Here is a 17458-nt window from a genome sequence, read left to right as displayed (position 1 = left end):
CGATAGCGGAGTGTCAGTCGGCGAATGAGTTGCCTGACACACCGCCATCGCGAGCAGGCTCACTCCTACATTTGCTTTGTGGTGATCTTCTGGAAATTCGCCACTACTCTGACGTCAAACTTCACACAATGACCATTCGGCGCCTGCTGGTTCTATCTGGCTTGCGCAGCGGACTTTTCTTCTATTCTCAGCTCAAGGATATCGACAGTATCACTGGATCGAGCCAGTCCTCCCGTGGGGGCTGAATACCGGCTTCACCGAGGGTCGCCGCCATGTCGCGCAACCTCTGCCTCACCCGTCAATGCCTGGGTCTCGTGACCCGCATCGAATGCGCCATCAAGCCGTTGGCCGGCGATAACGGCATGTGGACGCTACTCTTCGCCGCCGGTATGGCCGGCGAACAACCTTCCGCCATCAAAGCCCAGGGGCCGTTTCACGGGCCGATCGCGGCCGAGTCGATTCTCGACACCATCGTTGAGAGCCTGACGCTGCACGGCTACGAACTGGCCGACGATCCGCAAATCTGGAGCCTGCACCTGCAAGCCCAGCTGCGCCAAATCAACGGAGGCCGCAGCCGCGCCCTGTAGGAGCTGCCGCAGGCTGCGATCTTTTGATCTTGCTCTTCAAGGAGCAGTATCAGACACCTGCGCCTTGTCGAGTTTGACCTCAAAACCATATTGCACGGTGGCGAGGTCGGTTCGCTGATAGGTTTCCACGTGAGTCGGGCGACCGTAAAAATAATGCACGCCTACTAACGCCGGGCCCTCTGCACTGGCGTCGTGACTGACCGAAAGAATTTCCTTCAAATAATTACCGCTGTCGTCTTTGACGAAGTAGCGATATTCGTTGGCCGGAAACAATTTCAGATCCACCAGCAGCGTGTTGTTCTTGATCTCCAGCCCTTTGGGCAACGACTTTTCGTCGTAGGCCTGCTTGGCCACAGTCGCCAAAAACAACGGCATCGAACCGACGGCAATCGCCGGGGTTTCCGGGAACAGATTCAAATCGTAAGTAATCGTCGCGCGCAACGGATCGACCTGGTACGCCTCGGGCGGCAGTTCGATCGGCTCGTCGAGTTTGCCGTTGTGCTTCTCGGTAAAGAACGTCACCGGGCTTTCGCCGGGGTTGAAATCGTCACCGAGCAATTCATCGTTGAACGTGCGGCGGTGGGAGAACTCGATGCGTGCGGCGCTCGGTTCTTCGACGGATTGATGGATGCGCACACCGGCTTTCAATTGCTCTTCGGTCAGGCTCGCGCCCTTGAGCCAGCTCACCGTCTGATCGTCGTAAACCGTCACCGGCAGATCCAGCGGCTGAATGGCTTTTTCCGTGGTGTGCTGTTTGAAGGCGCGGATCGGCAAGTCCAGCGCTTTACGCGATACGGTCACCGAAGAGAAATCCAGCACACTGACTTCCAGGGTTTCGATCGGGCCGTTGAAGTAGACCTTGTTGTAACGCTTTGGATGTTTTTCCTCGAACGCCTGTTGTTGGGCAGTGAGCTGCTTGTCCAGCGCATCGCTCCAGGCTTTCTGCTGTTGCAGGTTCGTCAGTTGTTTTTCGTAGAACGCCACTTGCTCCGGGCTCTCGTTGATCGAGCCAGCACGCACCAGATATTGCCCGGTGCTATCGCGGGCCTGAACGATCATCGGATTGAGCTGCGCCTCAGCCACTTCCGGGGCCAATGGCTGACTGTTACTGAATTCGACTTCGGCGGAATTCTTTTCAAGCTTCAGCAGTTTCACGCTGAGGTTGTCGTTGGTGCGGGTCTGGCCAACGTCTTTCTGCGTCAGGTCGAAGCTGTACAGGCGACGCGGCGCGATGACTTCGAGCTTGCCTTGCAGGCTGACCGGTTGCGGCAGGCTCTTCTTGTCGACGTTCAGACCGTCGATGAACGGGTAGGTCACGGTCAGGTCATCGGGGTTGGTGACGTTGGAGCTGGACGGGCTGAGCTGAATGCCGGGATCGGTTTCCGACCATTCCGGCTGGTAGCCAATGACACGTTTGTTACTCAGCGTGACCGACTGCCATTCCACGCCGTGAGGAAAGAGGAAGCCGCCGGGAATATTGAGGTTGAAAGGGAACACCGGTTGCAGGTCGGTGAGGTAGTCGGAGCTGGAATCCTTGTGCAGCACAAACAGACCGTTGATAAAGGTATCGACCAATGCCTGCGGGCTTGGGTAATGCTTGAGCACGCCGAGCGCATCTTCGCCGTATTCGGTTTTCGCCGGGTTGCTGTCGAGTTTCTGTTTTGCGCGCTGGAGCAACAGCAATGAGCCGCCGAGTTCGCTGACGGCGTCCTTGAGTTTCGGATCGGTGATGGTGTCCAGTGACTGTTCGAACTTGGCGGTTTTCTCTTCAAGACTTGTCGCGTGCTTCTCATCGCCGGGCGAGCAACCGCTCATTAGCAGCGCGAAGCAAATTCCGGCAGTTGTTATCGGCAATCGCACATCCATTTCCACTCATCCTGTCCAACGTCACTGGGCTTTCATAGGTTTGGACACTAGCAGAAATTCTTTGTCATACGTGCGCAAACGGCGGATTCAGGACGGTTTCTGGCGGTCATGGCGGGCTGGTATACTCGCCGCCATTTCCAGCCCCCAGTGTGAGATTCAATGGAACGCTTTATCGAAAACGCAATGTACGCCACGCGCTGGCTGCTGGCGCCGATCTACATCGGCTTGTCCCTCGGTCTGCTCGCGTTGGCACTGAAATTCTTCCAGGAAATCGTCCATATCCTGCCCAACGTGTTTGCGATGGCCGAGTCGGATCTGATTCTGGTACTGCTGTCGCTGATCGACATGGCGCTGGTCGGCGGCCTGTTGGTGATGGTGATGATTTCCGGGTACGAGAACTTCGTCTCGCAACTGGACATCGACGAGGGCAAGGAAAAGCTCAGCTGGCTGGGCACCATGGACTCGTCTTCGCTGAAGATGAAAGTCGCGGCGTCGATCGTGGCGATCTCTTCGATCCACTTGCTGCGCATCTTCATGGACGCCAAGAACGTCGATCCCGAGCACCTGATGTGGTACGTGATCATTCACATGACCTTCGTGATCTCGGCCTTCGCCATGGGTTACCTGGACAAGCTCACCAAGCACTGATCGTTTGTTGAACGCTGCAAAACACCGCCCGTCTGTTGCGAAACAGACGGGCGGTGTCGTTTGTGGCTTGTGCTTTCGGGCGCGCGGGCATATCCCTGTAGACGTCCTGATTCGCCACCGCGAGAGGTGCGCACATGAACCTGCAAGAGTTGAATGCGTTTGCCATTGCCAGGAAGGTCGATGAGCTGAATCTGATCTCGATGGAGGGCGGGATTTATCTGCTCGAAGCGCGGATGCATGGCGCGGCGTATCCGTTGAGTGATCCCAAGGGCAACATGCTGACGCTGCGTTCGGTGGAGCATGCGCGAGATTTGCTGCATGCCTTTCCGGTGCTGCCGTTCAACCTCGTACACACCTCGGTACATGATGAAATGTGTGGCCTGGGCGCCAGTGGCGAGGAAAGTCTGAAGGTACCGCTGGCCTGGCGTTCCGCCCTGTAGGCGCTGCGTCCCATCGCCGGAGCATCTGTGCTAGTCTGCTCGCCCTTTTGGTTCCGGGCGCGCCGGGACGCGCTGTGCACGCACGGCAAGTCTTGTGGCCGTCCGCACAGCGGAGCAGTGTCATGTCCGAAGTAAATCTGTCCACCGACGAAACCCGCGTCAGCTACGGCATCGGCCGTCAGCTGGGTGACCAGCTGCGCGACAACCCGCCACCGGGCGTTAGCCTGGACGCGATCCTGGCCGGTCTGACCGACGCTTTCGCCGGTAAGGAAAGCCGTGTTGGTCAGGAAGAAATGTCTGCCAGCTTCAAGGTTATCCGCGAAATCATGCAAGCCGAAGCGGCTGCCAAAGCTGAAGCCGCTGCTGGCGAAGGTCTGGCATTCCTGGCTGAAAACGCCAAGCGTGACGGCATCACCACTCTGGCTTCCGGCCTGCAATTCGAAGTGCTGACTCAGGGCGAAGGCGCCAAGCCAACCCGTGAAGACCAGGTGCGTACTCACTACCACGGCACGCTGATCGACGGCACTGTGTTCGACAGCTCCTACGAGCGCGGCCAGCCAGCAGAATTCCCGGTTGGCGGCGTGATCGCCGGCTGGACCGAAGCCCTGCAACTGATGAATGCCGGCAGCAAATGGCGTCTGTACGTGCCGAGCGAACTGGCTTACGGCGCGCAAGGCGTTGGTAGCATCCCGCCGCACAGCGTTCTGGTATTCGACGTCGAGCTGCTGGACGTTCTGTAATCCCGTGACCTTGTAGGAGCAAGGCTTGCCCGCGAAGGCGTCCGGTCAATCGACATCAATGTTGAATGAAAGACCGCTTTCGCGAGCAAGCTCTGCTCCTACAGGGTTTGTGGCGTGTTTCATATTTCGATCTTGTGCTGCAGTTCATGGGTCGGGCGCAACGCCCGGGCGTAGCAGAACAGGAACAGATTGCGCACCAGTTCCTTGAGCACCATCGGCTCGCTGGAACTCAGGCTGCTGACATCCAGATCCCCTTGATCCTGCAGCTCATGCAAGGCTTCCTCTTCAAGCACCGCACAGACCTCGCCGGTTTCCCGATGAAGGATCCTGAGGTAGGGATGTGGGCGATCCAGCCAGGCGTCGATCAAATAAGTCATGGTTCTCATCTCCATTGCAGGTGTTTGATGAGAATAATTCTTATTATCGAAATAGCAAGCGCCTATTGGCGGATTCTGATTTTTTCCGGGTAAAGATTGCGTAAGGTCAAAACGGCTGGCGTTTGGCTATTGCGTGGATTTATTGAGGTACGGCGGGGGAGGGTGAAGCTCCATCCCACGGCTGGCGCGGGATGGATGACAGCGCAATCAGACTTTTCTGACGAACTCGGATTTGAGTTTCATCGGGCCGATGCCGTCGATCTTGCAGTCGATGTCATGGTCGCCATCGCACAGGCGGATGTTCTTGACCTTGGTGCCGACCTTGACCACCAGCGAGGTGCCCTTGACCTTCAGATCCTTGATCACGGTGATGGTGTCGCCGTCCTGCAGGACGTTGCCGACCGAATCTTTCTTCACGGTGTCATCGGAGGCTGCTTCGGCTTCGCCGCTGGCAGACCACTCGTGGGCGCACTCCGGGCACACCAGTTGGGTACCGTCTTCGTAGGTGTATTCGGAATTGCATTTCGGGCAGGGTGGCAACGTGCTCACTAAGGCTCCTTGGGAGGGATCGCTAAAAGTCGCACATTGTATAGGGTTTTAGCTGTTCAGGCAGTCAAAAGCAAAAATCGCAGCCCCGACAACCCCTGTAGGAGCTGCCGAAGGCTGCGATCTTTTGATCTTGCTACAGCGATCTCAGTGAGTGCGGGCGACCGCAAACTCACTCAATTCAACCAGTGCATCGCGATATTCGCTGGCCGGCAGCGCTTCGAGGCACTTGATCGCACGGGCCACGTAATCGCGGGCCAGTTGCGCGGTGTACTCCAGCGAACCGGAGGCTTCCACGGCAATGCGGATGCTTTCCAGGTCTTCGATCCCGCCTTTCTGAATCGCCTGACGCACCAGTGCAGCCTGTTCCGGCGTGCCTTCGCGCATGGTGTAGATCAGCGGCAGGGTCGGCTTGCCTTCGGCCAGATCGTCACCGACGTTCTTGCCCAGGGTCTCGGCGTCGCCCTTGTAGTCGAGCAGATCGTCGACCAGTTGGAACGCCACACCGAGGTGATCGCCGAAAGTGCGCAGGGCTTCGCTCTGCTCAGCTGTGGCACCGGCCAGCGCCGCAGCACTGTGGGTCGATGCCTCGAAAAGCATCGCGGTTTTGCCGCGGATGACTTCCATGTAGGTTTCTTCGGTGGTGCTGGCGTCGCGAACCTTGGACAGCTGCAACACTTCGCCTTCAGCGATGATGCGCGTGGCCTGGGACAGGATCTTCATCACCGGCATCGAACCCAGTTCGACCATCATTTCGAACGAGCGCGAGTACAGGAAGTCGCCGACCAGCACGCTCGGAGCGTTGCCCCACATGGCATTGGCGGTCGAGCGGCCACGGCGCATGCCGGACATGTCGACAACGTCGTCATGCAGCAGGGTCGCGGTGTGCAGGAATTCGATGGTGGCGGCGAGCAGACGCATGTCGTCGCCTTCGCGACCCAATGCCTTGCCACACAGCAACACTAATAAAGGACGCAGGCGTTTACCGCCGGCCGACGTGATGTAATCGCCGATTTTCGATACCAGCGGTACTCGGGAAGTCAGCTGCTTCTTGATGATGCCGTCGACGGCGCTAAAATCGTCCGCCACCGCGCGGTAGAAAGCTTGGGGTTGCATCAGAGACAGTTGCTCCAGAAGGGTTGCGCGGCATGCTAGGACCCCCACCCGGACCTGTCAAGGCGCGATGGACGGCCTCTTGCAACACTTCAACAGCTTGCGTACAATCGCGCACCCTGAACTTCCTGGGCAGCACCTGCCTTACGCAATTGCAATCAGGCCTTCCAGCCTTATGCAGCCATGCCAGCCAATACCTCTTCTTATAAAGAGCTGGGTGAGCAGGATTATCGGAGAAATACCATGTCGTACGCAGTAATTGTTACTGGTGGCAAGCAATACAAAGTCGCCCCAGGTGAATACCTGAAGATCGAAAAACTGGAAATCGCTACCGGCGAATCCGTTACTTTTGATCGCGTTCTGTTGGTCGCCAATGGCGATGACGTGAACATCGGCGCTCCAGTTGTTGCTGGCGCTACCGTTGTGGCTGAAGTGATCTCCCAAGGTCGTCACGATAAAGTCCGCATCATCAAGTTCCGTCGTCGTAAGCACCACATGAAGCGTATGGGCCACCGCCAGTGGTACACCGAGATCAAAATCACCGGTATTCAGGCTTAATTTCAGCCTAATTCCTCACTAGGAGAATTGACTCATGGCACACAAAAAAGCTGGTGGTAGTACCCGTAACGGTCGCGACTCAGAAGCCAAACGCCTTGGCGTTAAGATGTATGGCGGCCAGAAAATCATTCCGGGCAACATCATCGTGCGTCAGCGCGGCACCCAATTCCACGCTGGCTACGGCGTTGGCATGGGTAAAGATCACACCCTCTTCGCGAAAATCGAAGGCGTGATCAAGTTTGAAGTAAAGGGCGCGTTCAACCGCCGTTACGTGAGCGTTGTCGCAGCTTAATTGCGCAATCGCTGGAAAAGCCCTGTCTCGCGACGGGGCTTTTTCGTTTGTGGGGTGAGTCTCTTGCAAAACTGTTTGTATGGGCTGTCGGCGTGCGATGCAGGTCGTGTTTTGGGGTCGCTGCGCTCATTTTTGCAAGAGTCTTATGTCTTGATTGTTTTTCGGCTCGTCCGTACGGCGAGAGGCGTTGGTTATGAAGTTTGTTGATGAAGTATCGATTCGCGTAAAGGCTGGTGACGGTGGCAACGGTGCCATGAGTTTCCGTCGGGAAAAATTCATCGAAAACGGTGGCCCGAACGGTGGTGATGGCGGTGACGGCGGTTCCATCTACATGATGGCTGACGAAAACCTCAACACCCTGGTCGACTACCGTTACACCCGGCACTTCGATGCCGAGCGCGGTTCCAACGGTGGCAGCACTGACTGCACCGGCAAGAAGGGCGAAGACCTGATCCTGCGTGTGCCGGTTGGCACCACAGTGATCGACTCCGCCACTCAGGAAGTCATCGGCGACCTGACCAAGGCTGGTCAGAAGTTGATGGTTGTGCAGGGCGGCTGGCACGGTCTGGGCAACACCCGTTTCAAATCCAGTACCAACCGTGCGCCGCGTCAAACCACGCCGGGTAAGCCGGGTGAGCAGCGCGACCTGAAACTGGAAATGAAAGTACTGGCTGACGTTGGCCTGCTGGGCTTGCCGAACGCCGGTAAAAGTACCTTTATCCGTTCGGTGTCGGCGGCCAAGCCGAAAGTTGCCGACTACCCGTTCACCACGCTGGTGCCAAACCTCGGTGTGGTCAGCGTCGATCGCTGGAAGAGCTTCGTTGTTGCGGACATTCCGGGTCTGATCGAAGGCGCTTCTGATGGTGCCGGTCTGGGTATTCGCTTCCTCAAGCACTTGGCGCGTACGCGTCTGCTGCTGCACCTCGTCGACATGGCGCCGCTGGATGACGCCAGCGCTCCGGACGCGGCAGAAGTGATCGTCAACGAGCTGATCAAGTTCAGCCCGTCCCTGGCCGAGCGTGATCGCTGGCTGGTGCTGAACAAGTGCGACCAGATCCTTGAAGAAGAGCACGAAGAGCGCGTCAAGGAGATCGTTGGTCGCCTGGAATGGACTGGCCCGGTTTACGTGATCTCGGCTATCGCCAAGATCGGTACCGAGCGTCTGTGCCACGACATCATGCGTTACATGGAAGATCGTGCCGATCGCCTTGCTGCTGATCCGGCTTACAAGGAAGAGCTGGCCGACCTCGATCAGCGCATCGAAGACGAAGCCCGCGCCCAGTTGCAGGCGCTGGACGACAAGCGTGCCCTGCGCCGCAGCGGCGTGAAGTCGGTTCACGACATCGGCGACGATGATTGGGACGAAGAAGATGTAGATGACGAAGACGGTCCGGAAATCATTTACGTGCGTGACTGATCCGTTGCGATAAACTTGAACGCCGCTCAATCGAGCGGCGTTTTAGTATCTGGAAATCGATCGTTGGTAAGGCATAGCCACGAATAACGTCACGGGCGGCGCTGGGTCGCGCTGCCCTCAAGCTAAGGTTGAAGATGATGCGGAGCAAGGTGACAGGTGCGCAGCGTTGGGTCGTGAAGATCGGCAGCGCTTTGCTGACAGCAGATGGCAAAGGGCTGGATCGCGCGGCTATGAGTGTCTGGGTTGAGCAAATGGTGGCGCTGCATGAAGCGGGCGTCGAGCTGGTGCTGGTGTCCTCCGGGGCGGTGGCGGCCGGTATGAGCCGTTTGGGCTGGACCGCGCGACCCAGCGCGATGCACGAGCTCCAGGCGGCCGCCGCGATCGGTCAGATGGGTTTGGTGCAGGCGTGGGAATCAAGCTTCGCCGAGCATGGCCGGCACACGGCGCAAATTCTCCTGACTCACGACGACTTGTCCGACCGCAAGCGCTACCTCAATGCCCGTAGCACCTTGCGTGCGCTGGTCGAGCTGAAAGTCATTCCGGTGATCAATGAAAACGACACCGTGGTGACTGACGAAATCCGTTTTGGCGACAACGACACGCTGGCGGCGCTGGTGGCCAACCTGGTCGAAGCGGATCTGCTAGTGATCCTTACCGACCGCGACGGCATGTTCGACGCCGATCCGCGCAACAATCCGGATGCGCAGCTGATCTACGAAGCGCGCGCCGATGATCCGAGTCTCGATGCGGTCGCCGGCGGTACCGGTGGTGCGTTGGGGCGTGGCGGCATGCAGACCAAGCTGCGCGCGGCGCGTCTGGCTGCGCGTTCCGGTGCGCACACCATCATCGTTGGCGGGCGCCTTGAGCGCGTGCTTGATCGCCTGAAAGCGGGCGAGCGCATCGGCACCTTGCTGTCGCCTGAGCGCGGCATGCTCGCGGCGCGCAAGCAATGGCTGGCCGGCCATCTACAAACGCGCGGCACGCTGGTGCTGGACGATGGTGCGGTGTCGGCGCTGTCCAAAGGCAACAAAAGCCTGCTGCCGGTCGGCGTGAAACTGGTGCAGGGTAGCTTCCGTCGCGGTGAGATGGTGGTGTGCGTGGCGCCGGACGGTCGTGAGATCGCTCGTGGCCTGGCCAACTACAGCGCGCTGGAAGCACAAAAAATCATCGGTCAGTCGTCGGATGCGATTGTCGGTTTGCTCGGTTACATGGCGGAGCCAGAACTGGTTCACCGTGACAACCTGATCCTGGTGTAAGGAAAACTCGATGCGTTTAGCAAAAGGATTGTTGGGCCTGCTGATGGCGATGCCATTGCTGGCCTCGGCCGAGGAAATCGGTCAGGTGTCGACAGTGTTCAAATTCGTCGGCCCGAACGACCGGATCGTGGTCGAAGCGTTTGATGATCCGAAGGTCGAAGGCGTGACCTGCTACCTGTCGCGCGCCAAGACGGGCGGGGTGAAGGGTGGTTTGGGTCTGGCTGAAGATCGCGCAGAAGCGTCGATCGCCTGTCGTCAGGTGGGGCCGATCAAGTTCAATGGCGATCTGAAGGATGGCGATGAGGTGTTCAAGGAGCGCACGTCGCTGGTGTTCAAGACCATGCAGGTGGTGCGTTTCCTCGACAAGAAGCGCAATACGCTGGTGTATCTGGTCTATAGCGATCGCTTGATCGAAGGCAGCCCGCAGAATGCTGTTACAGCGATCCCGATCCTGCCATGGGTGCCCGTCCAGCAATAACCCCGCAAACCAACTGTAGGAGTGAGCCTGCTCGCGATAGCGGTGTAACAGTCAATAATTGCATCGACTGACACATCGCTATCGCGAGCAGGCTCACTCCTACAGTTGGTTTTGCGCAGGATTTGTTAAATCACAGGCAATAAAAAACCGACCCTAAGGTCGGTTTTTTAATGACTACGTCGATTAAGCAGCTTCTTTCAGTGCTTTAACGTGGCCATTCAGACGGCTCTTATGACGAGCAGCCTTGTTCTTGTGGATGATGCCTTTATCGGCCATACGGTCGATAACTGGCACAGCCAGAACGTATGCAGCTTGAGCTTTTTCAGCGTCTTTTGCGTCAATGGCTTTAACTACATTCTTGATGTAGGTGCGAACCATGGAACGCAGGCTGGCGTTGTGGCTGCGACGCTTCTCAGCCTGTTTTGCACGTTTTTTGGCGGAAGGTGAGTTGGCCACCGTCGAGCTCCTCGAAAGACTTTTTAGGAAATAGCAAACAAAATAGGCCGCGAATCATGCCGATGAAGAGAAGTCTTGTCAAGGGCACTTGAATCGTTCCGCTAAGTGGTAGGTATAAAGAGGCGGGATATTTATTTCCGGCGCTTGACCTGTAAACTCGCGAGCTTTGGCTCTGTGCTGCTGCGGCGCGGAGTATCGCATAAGTAGGCGCTTAATTCGCCTGCTGTTTATCGACAGGCACAAATTCCCTCAATGAATCTGCTCAAATCGTTGGCCGCCGTCAGCTCTATCACGATGCTTTCCCGGATTCTGGGTTTTGTTCGTGACACGCTCATCGCCCGCACATTCGGCGCCGGGATGGCGACAGACGCCTTCTTTATCGCCTTCAAACTGCCCAATCTGCTGCGAAGAATTTTTGCCGAGGGCGCTTTCTCCCAGGCATTCGTGCCAATTCTGGCCGAATACAAAAGTCAGCAGGGCGAAGAGGCGACCCGTACCTTCATTGCCTACGTATCGGGCTTGCTGACGCTGGTACTGGCGATCGTCACCGCACTGGGCATGATCGCGGCGCCTTGGGTGATCTGGGCCACGGCGCCCGGTTTCACCGATACGCCGGAAAAATTCCAGCTCACCTCTGATCTGTTGCGGGTGACGTTCCCCTATATATTGCTGATCTCGCTGTCATCGCTGGCCGGCGCGATCCTCAATACCTGGAACCGTTTCTCGGTGCCCGCATTTGTGCCGACCTTCCTTAACGTCAGCATGATCGTGTTCTCGCTGTTCCTCACCCCGTACTTCGATCCACCAGTCATGGCCCTTGGCTGGGCGGTATTGGTCGGTGGTCTGGCGCAGCTGCTCTATCAACTGCCGCACCTGAAAAAGATCGGCATGCTGGTGCTGCCGCGTCTGAACCTGCGCGATACCGGCGTGTGGCGCGTGATGAAGCAGATGCTGCCGGCGATCCTCGGTGTCTCGGTCAGCCAGATTTCGCTGATCATCAACACTATCTTCGCCTCGTTTCTGGTCGCAGGTTCGGTGTCGTGGATGTACTACGCCGACCGTTTGATGGAGTTGCCATCCGGTGTGCTTGGCGTGGCGTTGGGCACGATTTTGCTGCCGACATTGGCAAAAACCTATGCGAGCAAGGATCGTCACGAGTATTCGCGGATCCTCGATTGGGGCCTGCGTCTGTGCTTTGTGCTGGTGCTGCCGTGCTCGCTGGCGTTGGGGATTCTCGCCGAGCCGCTGACCGTGTCGCTGTTCCAGTACGGTCAGTTCAGCGGCTTTGACGCAGAAATGACTCAACGTGCGCTGATTGCTTATTCTGTCGGCCTGCTCGGGATTATCGTGATCAAAGTGCTGGCGCCGGGCTTTTATGCGCAACAGAACATCCGCACCCCGGTGAAAATCGCAATCTTCACCTTGGTGGTTACCCAGCTGTTCAACCTGGTATTGATCGGCCCACTGGCTCACGCCGGTCTGGCCTTGGCCATCAGTGCGGGTGCCTGCCTCAACGCCGGGCTGCTGTTCTATCAGCTGCGCAAGCAGCAGATGTATCAGCCGCAGCCGGGTTGGGCCAAGTTCGGTTTCAAACTGGTGGTCGCGGTGGCGGTGATGTCCGTGGTGCTGTTGATCGGCATGCATTTCATGCCGCCATGGGATCAAGGGCACATGCTTGAGCGCTTCCTGCGTCTGGGCGCCTTGGTCGCGGCGGGCGTGGTGTCCTATTTCGGTATGTTGCTGCTGCTCGGTTTCCGCCTGCGCGACTTCAATCGCAAGGCCTTGAGCTAAGGTTTTTCTCTTTATGGATGGGCGCGGGCCGGCAGTTTTGTCGGCTCGTTCACTTTGCGTTACGGTGTTGCCTGTCGTCGGCCGTCGGGTGTGGTTATAATCGACCACTTTATGAGCAAGAAGCGCGTTATGCAGCTGGTTCGAGGCCTCCACAACTTGCGCCCCCAGCATCGGGGCTGCGTCGCCACTATTGGCAACTTTGACGGTGTTCACCGTGGTCACCAGGCTATCCTGGCCCGACTGCGTGAGCGTGCGCTCGAGTTGGGCGTACCCAGCTGCGTGGTGATTTTCGAGCCGCAGCCACGGGAATTCTTTGCCCCCGAGACCGCGCCGGCACGTCTGGCCCGGTTGCGCGACAAGCTGCAACTGCTGGCCGCCGAAGGCGTCGACCGGGTGTTGTGCCTGGCGTTCAACCAGCGCTTGAGCAAACTCAGCGCCAGTGAGTTCGTCGACACCATCCTTGTGGATGGCCTCGGCGTGCAGCATCTTGAAGTCGGTGACGATTTCCGCTTTGGCTGCGACCGCCTCGGTGATTTCGATTTCCTGATGCAGGCCGGGCAGGTTCACGGTTTTACCGTCGAAGCGGCGCAAACCGTCGAGCTGGACGGCATTCGCGTCAGCAGCACGCAAGTGCGCAATGCCTTGGCCGCCGCCGATTTTGCCTTGGCCGAACGTTTGCTCGGTCGCCCGTACCGGATCGCCGGTCGCGTGCTGCATGGCCAGAAACTGGCCCGGCAACTGGGCACGCCCACTGCCAACATTCAACTCAAGCGTCGTCGCGTGCCGTTCACCGGGGTCTATCTGGTGGATGTCGATATAGACGGCAAGACCTGGCCCGGCGTCGCCAATATCGGCGTGCGGCCTACGGTACAAGGTGATGGCAAGGCCCACCTTGAAGTCCATCTTTTAGATTTTGCCGGCGATCTGTATGACCGGCGTTTGACGGTGGTTTTCCACCAAAAGCTGCGTGAAGAGCAGCGCTTCGCCTCCCTGGAGGCATTGAAAACGGCGATCAATGCGGATGTCGCCACCGCCCGTGCACTAGCCGCACCTAGCGCCCATCGCTAATGAAGAGCCTTAAATGACCGACTATAAAGCCACGCTTAACCTTCCGGACACCGCCTTCCCAATGAAGGCCGGCCTGCCACAGCGCGAACCGCAGATTCTGCAGCGCTGGGACAGTATTGGCCTGTACGGAAAGTTGCGCGAGATTGGCAAGGATCGTCCGAAGTTCGTTCTGCATGACGGCCCTCCGTATGCCAACGGCACGATCCACATCGGTCACGCACTGAACAAGATTCTCAAGGACATGATCATCCGCTCGAAGACCCTGTCGGGTTTCGACGCGCCGTATGTTCCGGGTTGGGACTGCCACGGCCTGCCGATCGAGCACAAGGTTGAAGTGACCCACGGCAAAAATCTGGGCGCGGACAAGACCCGCGAACTGTGCCGTGCCTACGCCACCGAGCAGATCGAAGGACAGAAGTCCGAATTCATCCGTCTCGGCGTGCTGGGCGACTGGGCTAACCCGTACAAAACCATGGATTTCAAGAACGAGGCCGGTGAAATCCGTGCCCTCGCGGAAATCGTCAAGGGCGGTTTCGTGTTCAAGGGCCTCAAGCCGGTGAACTGGTGCTTTGACTGCGGTTCGGCCCTGGCTGAAGCGGAAGTCGAGTACGAGAACAAAAAGTCCTCGACCATCGACGTTGCGTTCCCGATTGCTGACGAAGCCAAACTGGCTGCCGCGTTCGGTCTGCCATCGTTGAGCAAACCTGCCTCGATCGTGATCTGGACCACCACCCCGTGGACCATCCCGGCCAACCAGGCACTGAACGTTCACCCGGAATTCAACTACGCACTGGTGGATGTCGGCGACAAGCTGCTGGTGCTGGCTGAAGAGCTGGTTGAAGCCTGCCTGGCGCGCTACGGCATCGAAGGTTCGGTCATCGCGACCACCACCGGTAAAGAGCTGGAGCTGATCAACTTCCGTCACCCGTTCTACGACCGTCTGTCGCCGGTGTACCTGGCTGACTACGTTGAACTGGGCGCTGGCACCGGCGTGGTTCACTCCGCTCCGGCTTACGGCGTAGACGACTTCGTGACCTGCAAAAAATACGGCATGGTCAACGACGACATCCTCAATCCAGTACAAAGCAACGGCGTTTACGTGCCGTCGCTGGAATTCTTCGGCGGCCAGTTCATCTGGAAGGCCAACCCGGCCATCGTCGACAAGCTGACCGAAGTCGGTGCGCTGATGCACACCACCGTCATCGAACACAGCTACATGCACTGCTGGCGCCACAAGACCCCGCTGATCTACCGCGCCACTGCGCAGTGGTTCATCGGCATGGACAAAGAGCCAACCAGCGGCGACACCCTGCGTGTACGTTCGCTCAAAGCCATCGAAAACACCAAGTTCGTGCCGGCCTGGGGCCAGGCGCGACTGCATTCGATGATCGCCAACCGTCCGGACTGGTGCATCTCGCGTCAACGTAACTGGGGCGTGCCGATCCCGTTCTTCCTGAACAAGGAAAGCGGCGAACTGCACCCACGCACCGTCGAGCTGATGGAAGAAGTCGCCAAACGCGTTGAAGTCGAAGGCATCGAAGCCTGGTTCAAGATGGACGCTGCCGAGCTGCTCGGCGACGAAGCGCCGCTGTACGACAAAATCAGCGACACCCTCGACGTCTGGTTCGATTCGGGCACCACGCACTGGCACGTCCTGCGCGGTTCGCACACGATGGGTCACGAGAGCGGCCCGCGCGCCGATCTGTACCTGGAAGGTTCTGACCAACACCGTGGCTGGTTCCACTCGTCGCTGCTGACCGGTTGCGCCATCGACAATCACGCGCCGTACCGCGAACTGCTGACTCACGGTTTTACCGTCGACGAAGCCGGCCGCAAGATGTCCAAATCGCTGGGCAACGTGATTGCGCCGCAGAAAGTCAACGACACCCTGGGCGCCGACATCATGCGTCTGTGGGTGGCTTCGACTGACTACTCCGGCGAGATGGCGGTTTCCGACCAGATCCTGCAGCGCAGCGCGGACGCCTATCGTCGTATCCGTAACACCGCGCGCTTCCTGCTCTCGAACCTGAGCGGTTTCAACCCGGCCACCGACATCCTGCCGGCTGAAGAAATGCTCGCGCTGGATCGTTGGGCGGTCGACCGCACCTTGCTGCTGCAACGCGAGCTGCAAGAGCATTACGGCGAATACCGTTTCTGGAACGTCTACTCGAAGATCCACAACTTCTGCGTGCAGGAGCTGGGCGGTTTCTACCTCGACATCATCAAGGACCGTCAGTACACCACTGGCGCCAACAGCAAGGCTCGCCGTTCGGCGCAAACCGCGCTGTTCCACATCTCCGAAGCGCTGGTGCGCTGGATCGCGCCGATCCTCGCTTTCACCGCCGACGAACTGTGGGAATACCTGCCGGGCGAGCGTAACGAATCGGTCATGCTCAACACCTGGTACGAAGGCCTGACCGAACTGCCAGCTGACGTTGAACTGGGCCGCGACTACTGGGAGCGCGTAATGGCGGTCAAAGTAGCGGTCAACAAAGAAATGGAAATCCAGCGCGCGGCCAAAGCCGTCGGTGGCAACCTGCAAGCCGAAGTGACGCTGTACGCCGAAGACGCCCTGAGCGCCGATCTGGCCAAGCTGAGCAACGAGCTGCGCTTTGTCCTGATCACTTCGACGGCCAGCGTTGCGCCTTTTGTCAGCGCACCTGAAGACGCGGTCGTGACTGAAGTCAGCGGCCTGAAGCTGAAGATCGTCAAATCGGCCTTCCCGAAGTGCGCCCGTTGCTGGCACTGCCGTGAAGACGTTGGTGTGAACCCGGAGCATCCGGAAATCTGCGGTCGTTGCGTCGACAACATCAGCGGCGCTGGCGAGGTTCGTCACTATGCCTAATGCCGTTGGCCGTTTCGGACGGTTGAGCTGGCTCTGGTTGAGTTTGCTGGTTCTGGTCATTGACCAGGCCAGCAAGTTTTACTTCGAAGGCAAGCTCGAAATGTTCCAGCAGATCGTGATCATTCCTGATTACTTCAGCTGGACACTGGCGTACAACACCGGCGCTGCCTTCAGCTTCCTCGCGGACAGCTCCGGCTGGCAGCGCTGGCTGTTTGCCCTGATCGCCATTGTGGTCAGTGCGGTGCTGGTGGTCTGGCTCAAGCGCCTGGGCCGCAACGAAACCTGGCTGGCCGTCGCTTTGGCGCTGGTGCTGGGTGGCGCGCTGGGCAATCTGTACGACCGCATTGCCCTGGGTCATGTGATCGATTTCATTCTGGTGCACTGGCAGAATCGCTGGTACTTCCCGGCGTTCAACTTCGCCGACAGCGCGATTACCGTTGGCGCGATAATGCTGGCACTGGACATGTTCAAAACCAAGAAAACCGAAGAGGCCGTTCATGACTGAACAGGTATTGGCTGAGCAACGCATCGGCCAGAACACGGAAGTCACTTTGCACTTTGCATTGCGCCTGGAGAACGGCGACACCGTCGACAGCACGTTCGACAAAGCCCCGGCGACCTTCAAGGTCGGCGACGGCAACTTGCTGCCAGGTTTCGAAGCGGCGCTGTTCGGCTTCAAGGCCGGTGACAAGCGCACGCTGACTGTTGAGCCGGAAAATGCTTTCGGCCAGCCGAACCCGCAGAACGTACAGATCATCCCGCGCTCGCAGTTCGTCGACATGGAGCTGTCGCCGGGTTTGCTGGTGATCTTCAACGATGCGGCCAATACTGAGCTGCCGGGCGTGGTGAAAGAATTCGACGACACGCAAGTGACCATCGACTTCAACCACCCGCTGGCAGGCAAGACGCTGACCTTTGACGTGGAAATCATTTCCGTTAAAGCGCTATAAAAATGTAGGAGTGAGCCTTTGTGGCGAGGG

At 58.3% G+C, this 17458-nt stretch carries 20 protein-coding genes; 15 read left to right on the top strand and 5 right to left on the bottom strand.

The window, feature by feature from the left end; genetic code table 11:
- Both QMX93_RS15645 and QMX93_RS15640 read left to right on the top strand, forming a co-directional pair.
- On the top strand, positions 1-245 hold a 245-nt coding region (locus QMX93_RS15645; RefSeq protein WP_282356895.1), incomplete at its 5' end, for a hypothetical protein.
- A 27-nt stretch (positions 246-272) separates the two neighbouring features.
- The gene (locus tag QMX93_RS15640) at positions 273-587 is read left to right on the top strand and encodes a hypothetical protein (RefSeq protein WP_053123993.1); all 315 of its coding nucleotides are present in this window, start codon (positions 273-275) and stop codon (positions 585-587) included.
- Positions 588-623: 36 nt separating this feature from the next.
- Here QMX93_RS15640 and QMX93_RS15635 read toward each other — a convergent pair whose 3' ends face one another.
- A complete protein-coding gene (locus QMX93_RS15635) occupies positions 624-2453 on the bottom strand; it encodes a hypothetical protein (protein ID WP_282356894.1) in 1830 nt (609 codons plus the stop codon).
- 159 nt (positions 2454-2612) lie between these two features.
- Here QMX93_RS15635 and QMX93_RS15630 point away from each other — a divergent pair, with 159 nt between their 5' ends.
- From QMX93_RS15630 to QMX93_RS15620, 3 genes are all read left to right on the top strand, one after another.
- Positions 2613-3101: a TIGR00645 family protein gene (locus tag QMX93_RS15630; protein WP_053123989.1), complete on the top strand. Its 489-nt coding sequence runs from the start codon at positions 2613-2615 to the stop codon at positions 3099-3101.
- 134 nt (positions 3102-3235) lie between these two features.
- Positions 3236-3541 carry a DUF6482 family protein gene (locus tag QMX93_RS15625; RefSeq protein WP_053123987.1) on the top strand — a complete coding sequence of 102 codons (306 nt, stop codon included), beginning with the start codon at positions 3236-3238 and terminating at the stop codon, positions 3539-3541.
- Positions 3542-3663: 122 nt separating this feature from the next.
- Positions 3664-4281 (top strand): FKBP-type peptidyl-prolyl cis-trans isomerase, encoded by a 618-nt coding sequence (locus QMX93_RS15620; RefSeq protein ID WP_008078561.1) that lies wholly within the window; start codon positions 3664-3666, stop codon positions 4279-4281.
- Positions 4282-4400: 119 nt separating this feature from the next.
- Here the strand turns inward: QMX93_RS15620 and QMX93_RS15615 are convergent, their stop codons facing one another.
- From QMX93_RS15615 to QMX93_RS15605, 3 genes are all read right to left on the bottom strand, one after another.
- Positions 4401-4658 carry a hypothetical protein gene (locus QMX93_RS15615; protein ID WP_282356887.1) on the bottom strand — a complete coding sequence of 86 codons (258 nt, stop codon included), beginning with the start codon at positions 4656-4658 and terminating at the stop codon, positions 4401-4403.
- 207 nt (positions 4659-4865) lie between these two features.
- Positions 4866-5207 carry a zinc ribbon domain-containing protein YjdM gene (locus tag QMX93_RS15610; protein WP_053123983.1) on the bottom strand — a complete coding sequence of 114 codons (342 nt, stop codon included), beginning with the start codon at positions 5205-5207 and terminating at the stop codon, positions 4866-4868.
- Positions 5208-5351: 144 nt separating this feature from the next.
- On the bottom strand, positions 5352-6320 hold the full coding sequence (locus QMX93_RS15605; RefSeq protein WP_007909817.1) for a polyprenyl synthetase family protein: 969 nt from the start codon (positions 6318-6320) through the stop codon (positions 5352-5354).
- Positions 6321-6560: 240 nt separating this feature from the next.
- On the opposite strand from QMX93_RS15605, the gene rplU reads away from it, so the two are divergent.
- The 5 genes from rplU to QMX93_RS15580 all read left to right on the top strand — a co-directional run bounded on the left by rplU (position 6561) and on the right by QMX93_RS15580 (position 10318).
- On the top strand, positions 6561-6875 hold the full coding sequence (rplU, locus tag QMX93_RS15600; protein WP_003176051.1) for a 50S ribosomal protein L21: 315 nt from the start codon (positions 6561-6563) through the stop codon (positions 6873-6875).
- Between the two features lie 34 nt (positions 6876-6909).
- Positions 6910-7167 carry a 50S ribosomal protein L27 gene (gene rpmA, locus QMX93_RS15595; protein ID WP_003176049.1) on the top strand — a complete coding sequence of 86 codons (258 nt, stop codon included), beginning with the start codon at positions 6910-6912 and terminating at the stop codon, positions 7165-7167.
- 193 nt (positions 7168-7360) lie between these two features.
- The gene (gene cgtA / locus QMX93_RS15590; RefSeq protein ID WP_159815771.1) at positions 7361-8584 is read left to right on the top strand and encodes an Obg family GTPase CgtA; all 1224 of its coding nucleotides are present in this window, start codon (positions 7361-7363) and stop codon (positions 8582-8584) included.
- Positions 8585-8721: 137 nt separating this feature from the next.
- On the top strand, positions 8722-9840 hold the full coding sequence (proB, locus tag QMX93_RS15585; RefSeq protein WP_053123978.1) for a glutamate 5-kinase: 1119 nt from the start codon (positions 8722-8724) through the stop codon (positions 9838-9840).
- A 10-nt stretch (positions 9841-9850) separates the two neighbouring features.
- Positions 9851-10318 (top strand): CreA family protein, encoded by a 468-nt coding sequence (locus QMX93_RS15580; protein ID WP_053123976.1) that lies wholly within the window; start codon positions 9851-9853, stop codon positions 10316-10318.
- A gap of 183 nt (positions 10319-10501) precedes the next feature.
- Here QMX93_RS15580 and rpsT read toward each other — a convergent pair whose 3' ends face one another.
- Positions 10502-10774 (bottom strand): 30S ribosomal protein S20, encoded by a 273-nt coding sequence (gene rpsT, locus QMX93_RS15575; protein ID WP_003228351.1) that lies wholly within the window; start codon positions 10772-10774, stop codon positions 10502-10504.
- Positions 10775-11026: 252 nt separating this feature from the next.
- On the opposite strand from rpsT, the gene murJ reads away from it, so the two are divergent.
- The 5 genes from murJ (at position 11027) to fkpB (ending at position 17428) form a co-directional block, all read left to right on the top strand.
- Entirely contained in the window at positions 11027-12565 is a 1539-nt protein-coding gene (gene murJ, locus QMX93_RS15570; RefSeq protein ID WP_282356883.1) for a murein biosynthesis integral membrane protein MurJ, read from the top strand.
- Positions 12566-12694: 129 nt separating this feature from the next.
- Positions 12695-13633, top strand: a complete 939-nt coding sequence (gene ribF, locus QMX93_RS15565; protein WP_038361708.1) for a bifunctional riboflavin kinase/FAD synthetase — start codon at positions 12695-12697, stop codon at positions 13631-13633.
- A gap of 13 nt (positions 13634-13646) precedes the next feature.
- Positions 13647-16478: an isoleucine--tRNA ligase gene (ileS, locus tag QMX93_RS15560; RefSeq protein ID WP_282356881.1), complete on the top strand. Its 2832-nt coding sequence runs from the start codon at positions 13647-13649 to the stop codon at positions 16476-16478.
- Positions 16471-16983 (top strand): signal peptidase II, encoded by a 513-nt coding sequence (lspA, locus tag QMX93_RS15555; RefSeq protein ID WP_122592781.1) that lies wholly within the window; start codon positions 16471-16473, stop codon positions 16981-16983. The genes ileS and lspA overlap by 8 nt, the downstream gene beginning before the upstream one ends.
- A gap of 7 nt (positions 16984-16990) precedes the next feature.
- Entirely contained in the window at positions 16991-17428 is a 438-nt protein-coding gene (gene fkpB, locus QMX93_RS15550; protein WP_178087437.1) for an FKBP-type peptidyl-prolyl cis-trans isomerase, read from the top strand.
- Positions 17429-17458: the final 30 nt, after the last annotated feature.

Source organism: Pseudomonas sp. PS01303, assembly GCF_029959385.1.
GTDB classification, from domain to species: domain Bacteria; phylum Pseudomonadota; class Gammaproteobacteria; order Pseudomonadales; family Pseudomonadaceae; genus Aquipseudomonas; species Aquipseudomonas rustica.
This window is presented reverse-complemented; position numbering and strand designations above follow the sequence as displayed.

Bases quoted from the DNA above. Each gene is read 5' to 3' on its own strand.
- lspA (WP_122592781.1), top strand. From the start codon at position 16,471: ATGCCTAATGCCGTTGGCCGTTTCGGACGGTTGAGCTGGCTCTGGTTG.
- proB (WP_053123978.1), top strand. From the start codon at position 8,722: ATGCGGAGCAAGGTGACAGGTGCGCAGCGTTGGGTCGTGAAGATCGGC.
- QMX93_RS15605 (WP_007909817.1), bottom strand. From the start codon at position 6,320: ATGCAACCCCAAGCTTTCTACCGCGCGGTGGCGGACGATTTTAGCGCC.
- cgtA (WP_159815771.1), top strand. From the start codon at position 7,361: ATGAAGTTTGTTGATGAAGTATCGATTCGCGTAAAGGCTGGTGACGGT.
- QMX93_RS15635 (WP_282356894.1), bottom strand. From the start codon at position 2,453: ATGGATGTGCGATTGCCGATAACAACTGCCGGAATTTGCTTCGCGCTG.
- QMX93_RS15615 (WP_282356887.1), bottom strand. From the start codon at position 4,658: ATGACTTATTTGATCGACGCCTGGCTGGATCGCCCACATCCCTACCTC.
- rplU (WP_003176051.1), top strand. From the start codon at position 6,561: ATGTCGTACGCAGTAATTGTTACTGGTGGCAAGCAATACAAAGTCGCC.
- QMX93_RS15625 (WP_053123987.1), top strand. From the start codon at position 3,236: ATGAACCTGCAAGAGTTGAATGCGTTTGCCATTGCCAGGAAGGTCGAT.
- QMX93_RS15630 (WP_053123989.1), top strand. From the start codon at position 2,613: ATGGAACGCTTTATCGAAAACGCAATGTACGCCACGCGCTGGCTGCTG.
- ribF (WP_038361708.1), top strand. From the start codon at position 12,695: ATGCAGCTGGTTCGAGGCCTCCACAACTTGCGCCCCCAGCATCGGGGC.
- ileS (WP_282356881.1), top strand. From the start codon at position 13,647: ATGACCGACTATAAAGCCACGCTTAACCTTCCGGACACCGCCTTCCCA.
- QMX93_RS15580 (WP_053123976.1), top strand. From the start codon at position 9,851: ATGCGTTTAGCAAAAGGATTGTTGGGCCTGCTGATGGCGATGCCATTG.
- rpmA (WP_003176049.1), top strand. From the start codon at position 6,910: ATGGCACACAAAAAAGCTGGTGGTAGTACCCGTAACGGTCGCGACTCA.
- QMX93_RS15620 (WP_008078561.1), top strand. From the start codon at position 3,664: ATGTCCGAAGTAAATCTGTCCACCGACGAAACCCGCGTCAGCTACGGC.
- murJ (WP_282356883.1), top strand. From the start codon at position 11,027: ATGAATCTGCTCAAATCGTTGGCCGCCGTCAGCTCTATCACGATGCTT.
- QMX93_RS15640 (WP_053123993.1), top strand. From the start codon at position 273: ATGTCGCGCAACCTCTGCCTCACCCGTCAATGCCTGGGTCTCGTGACC.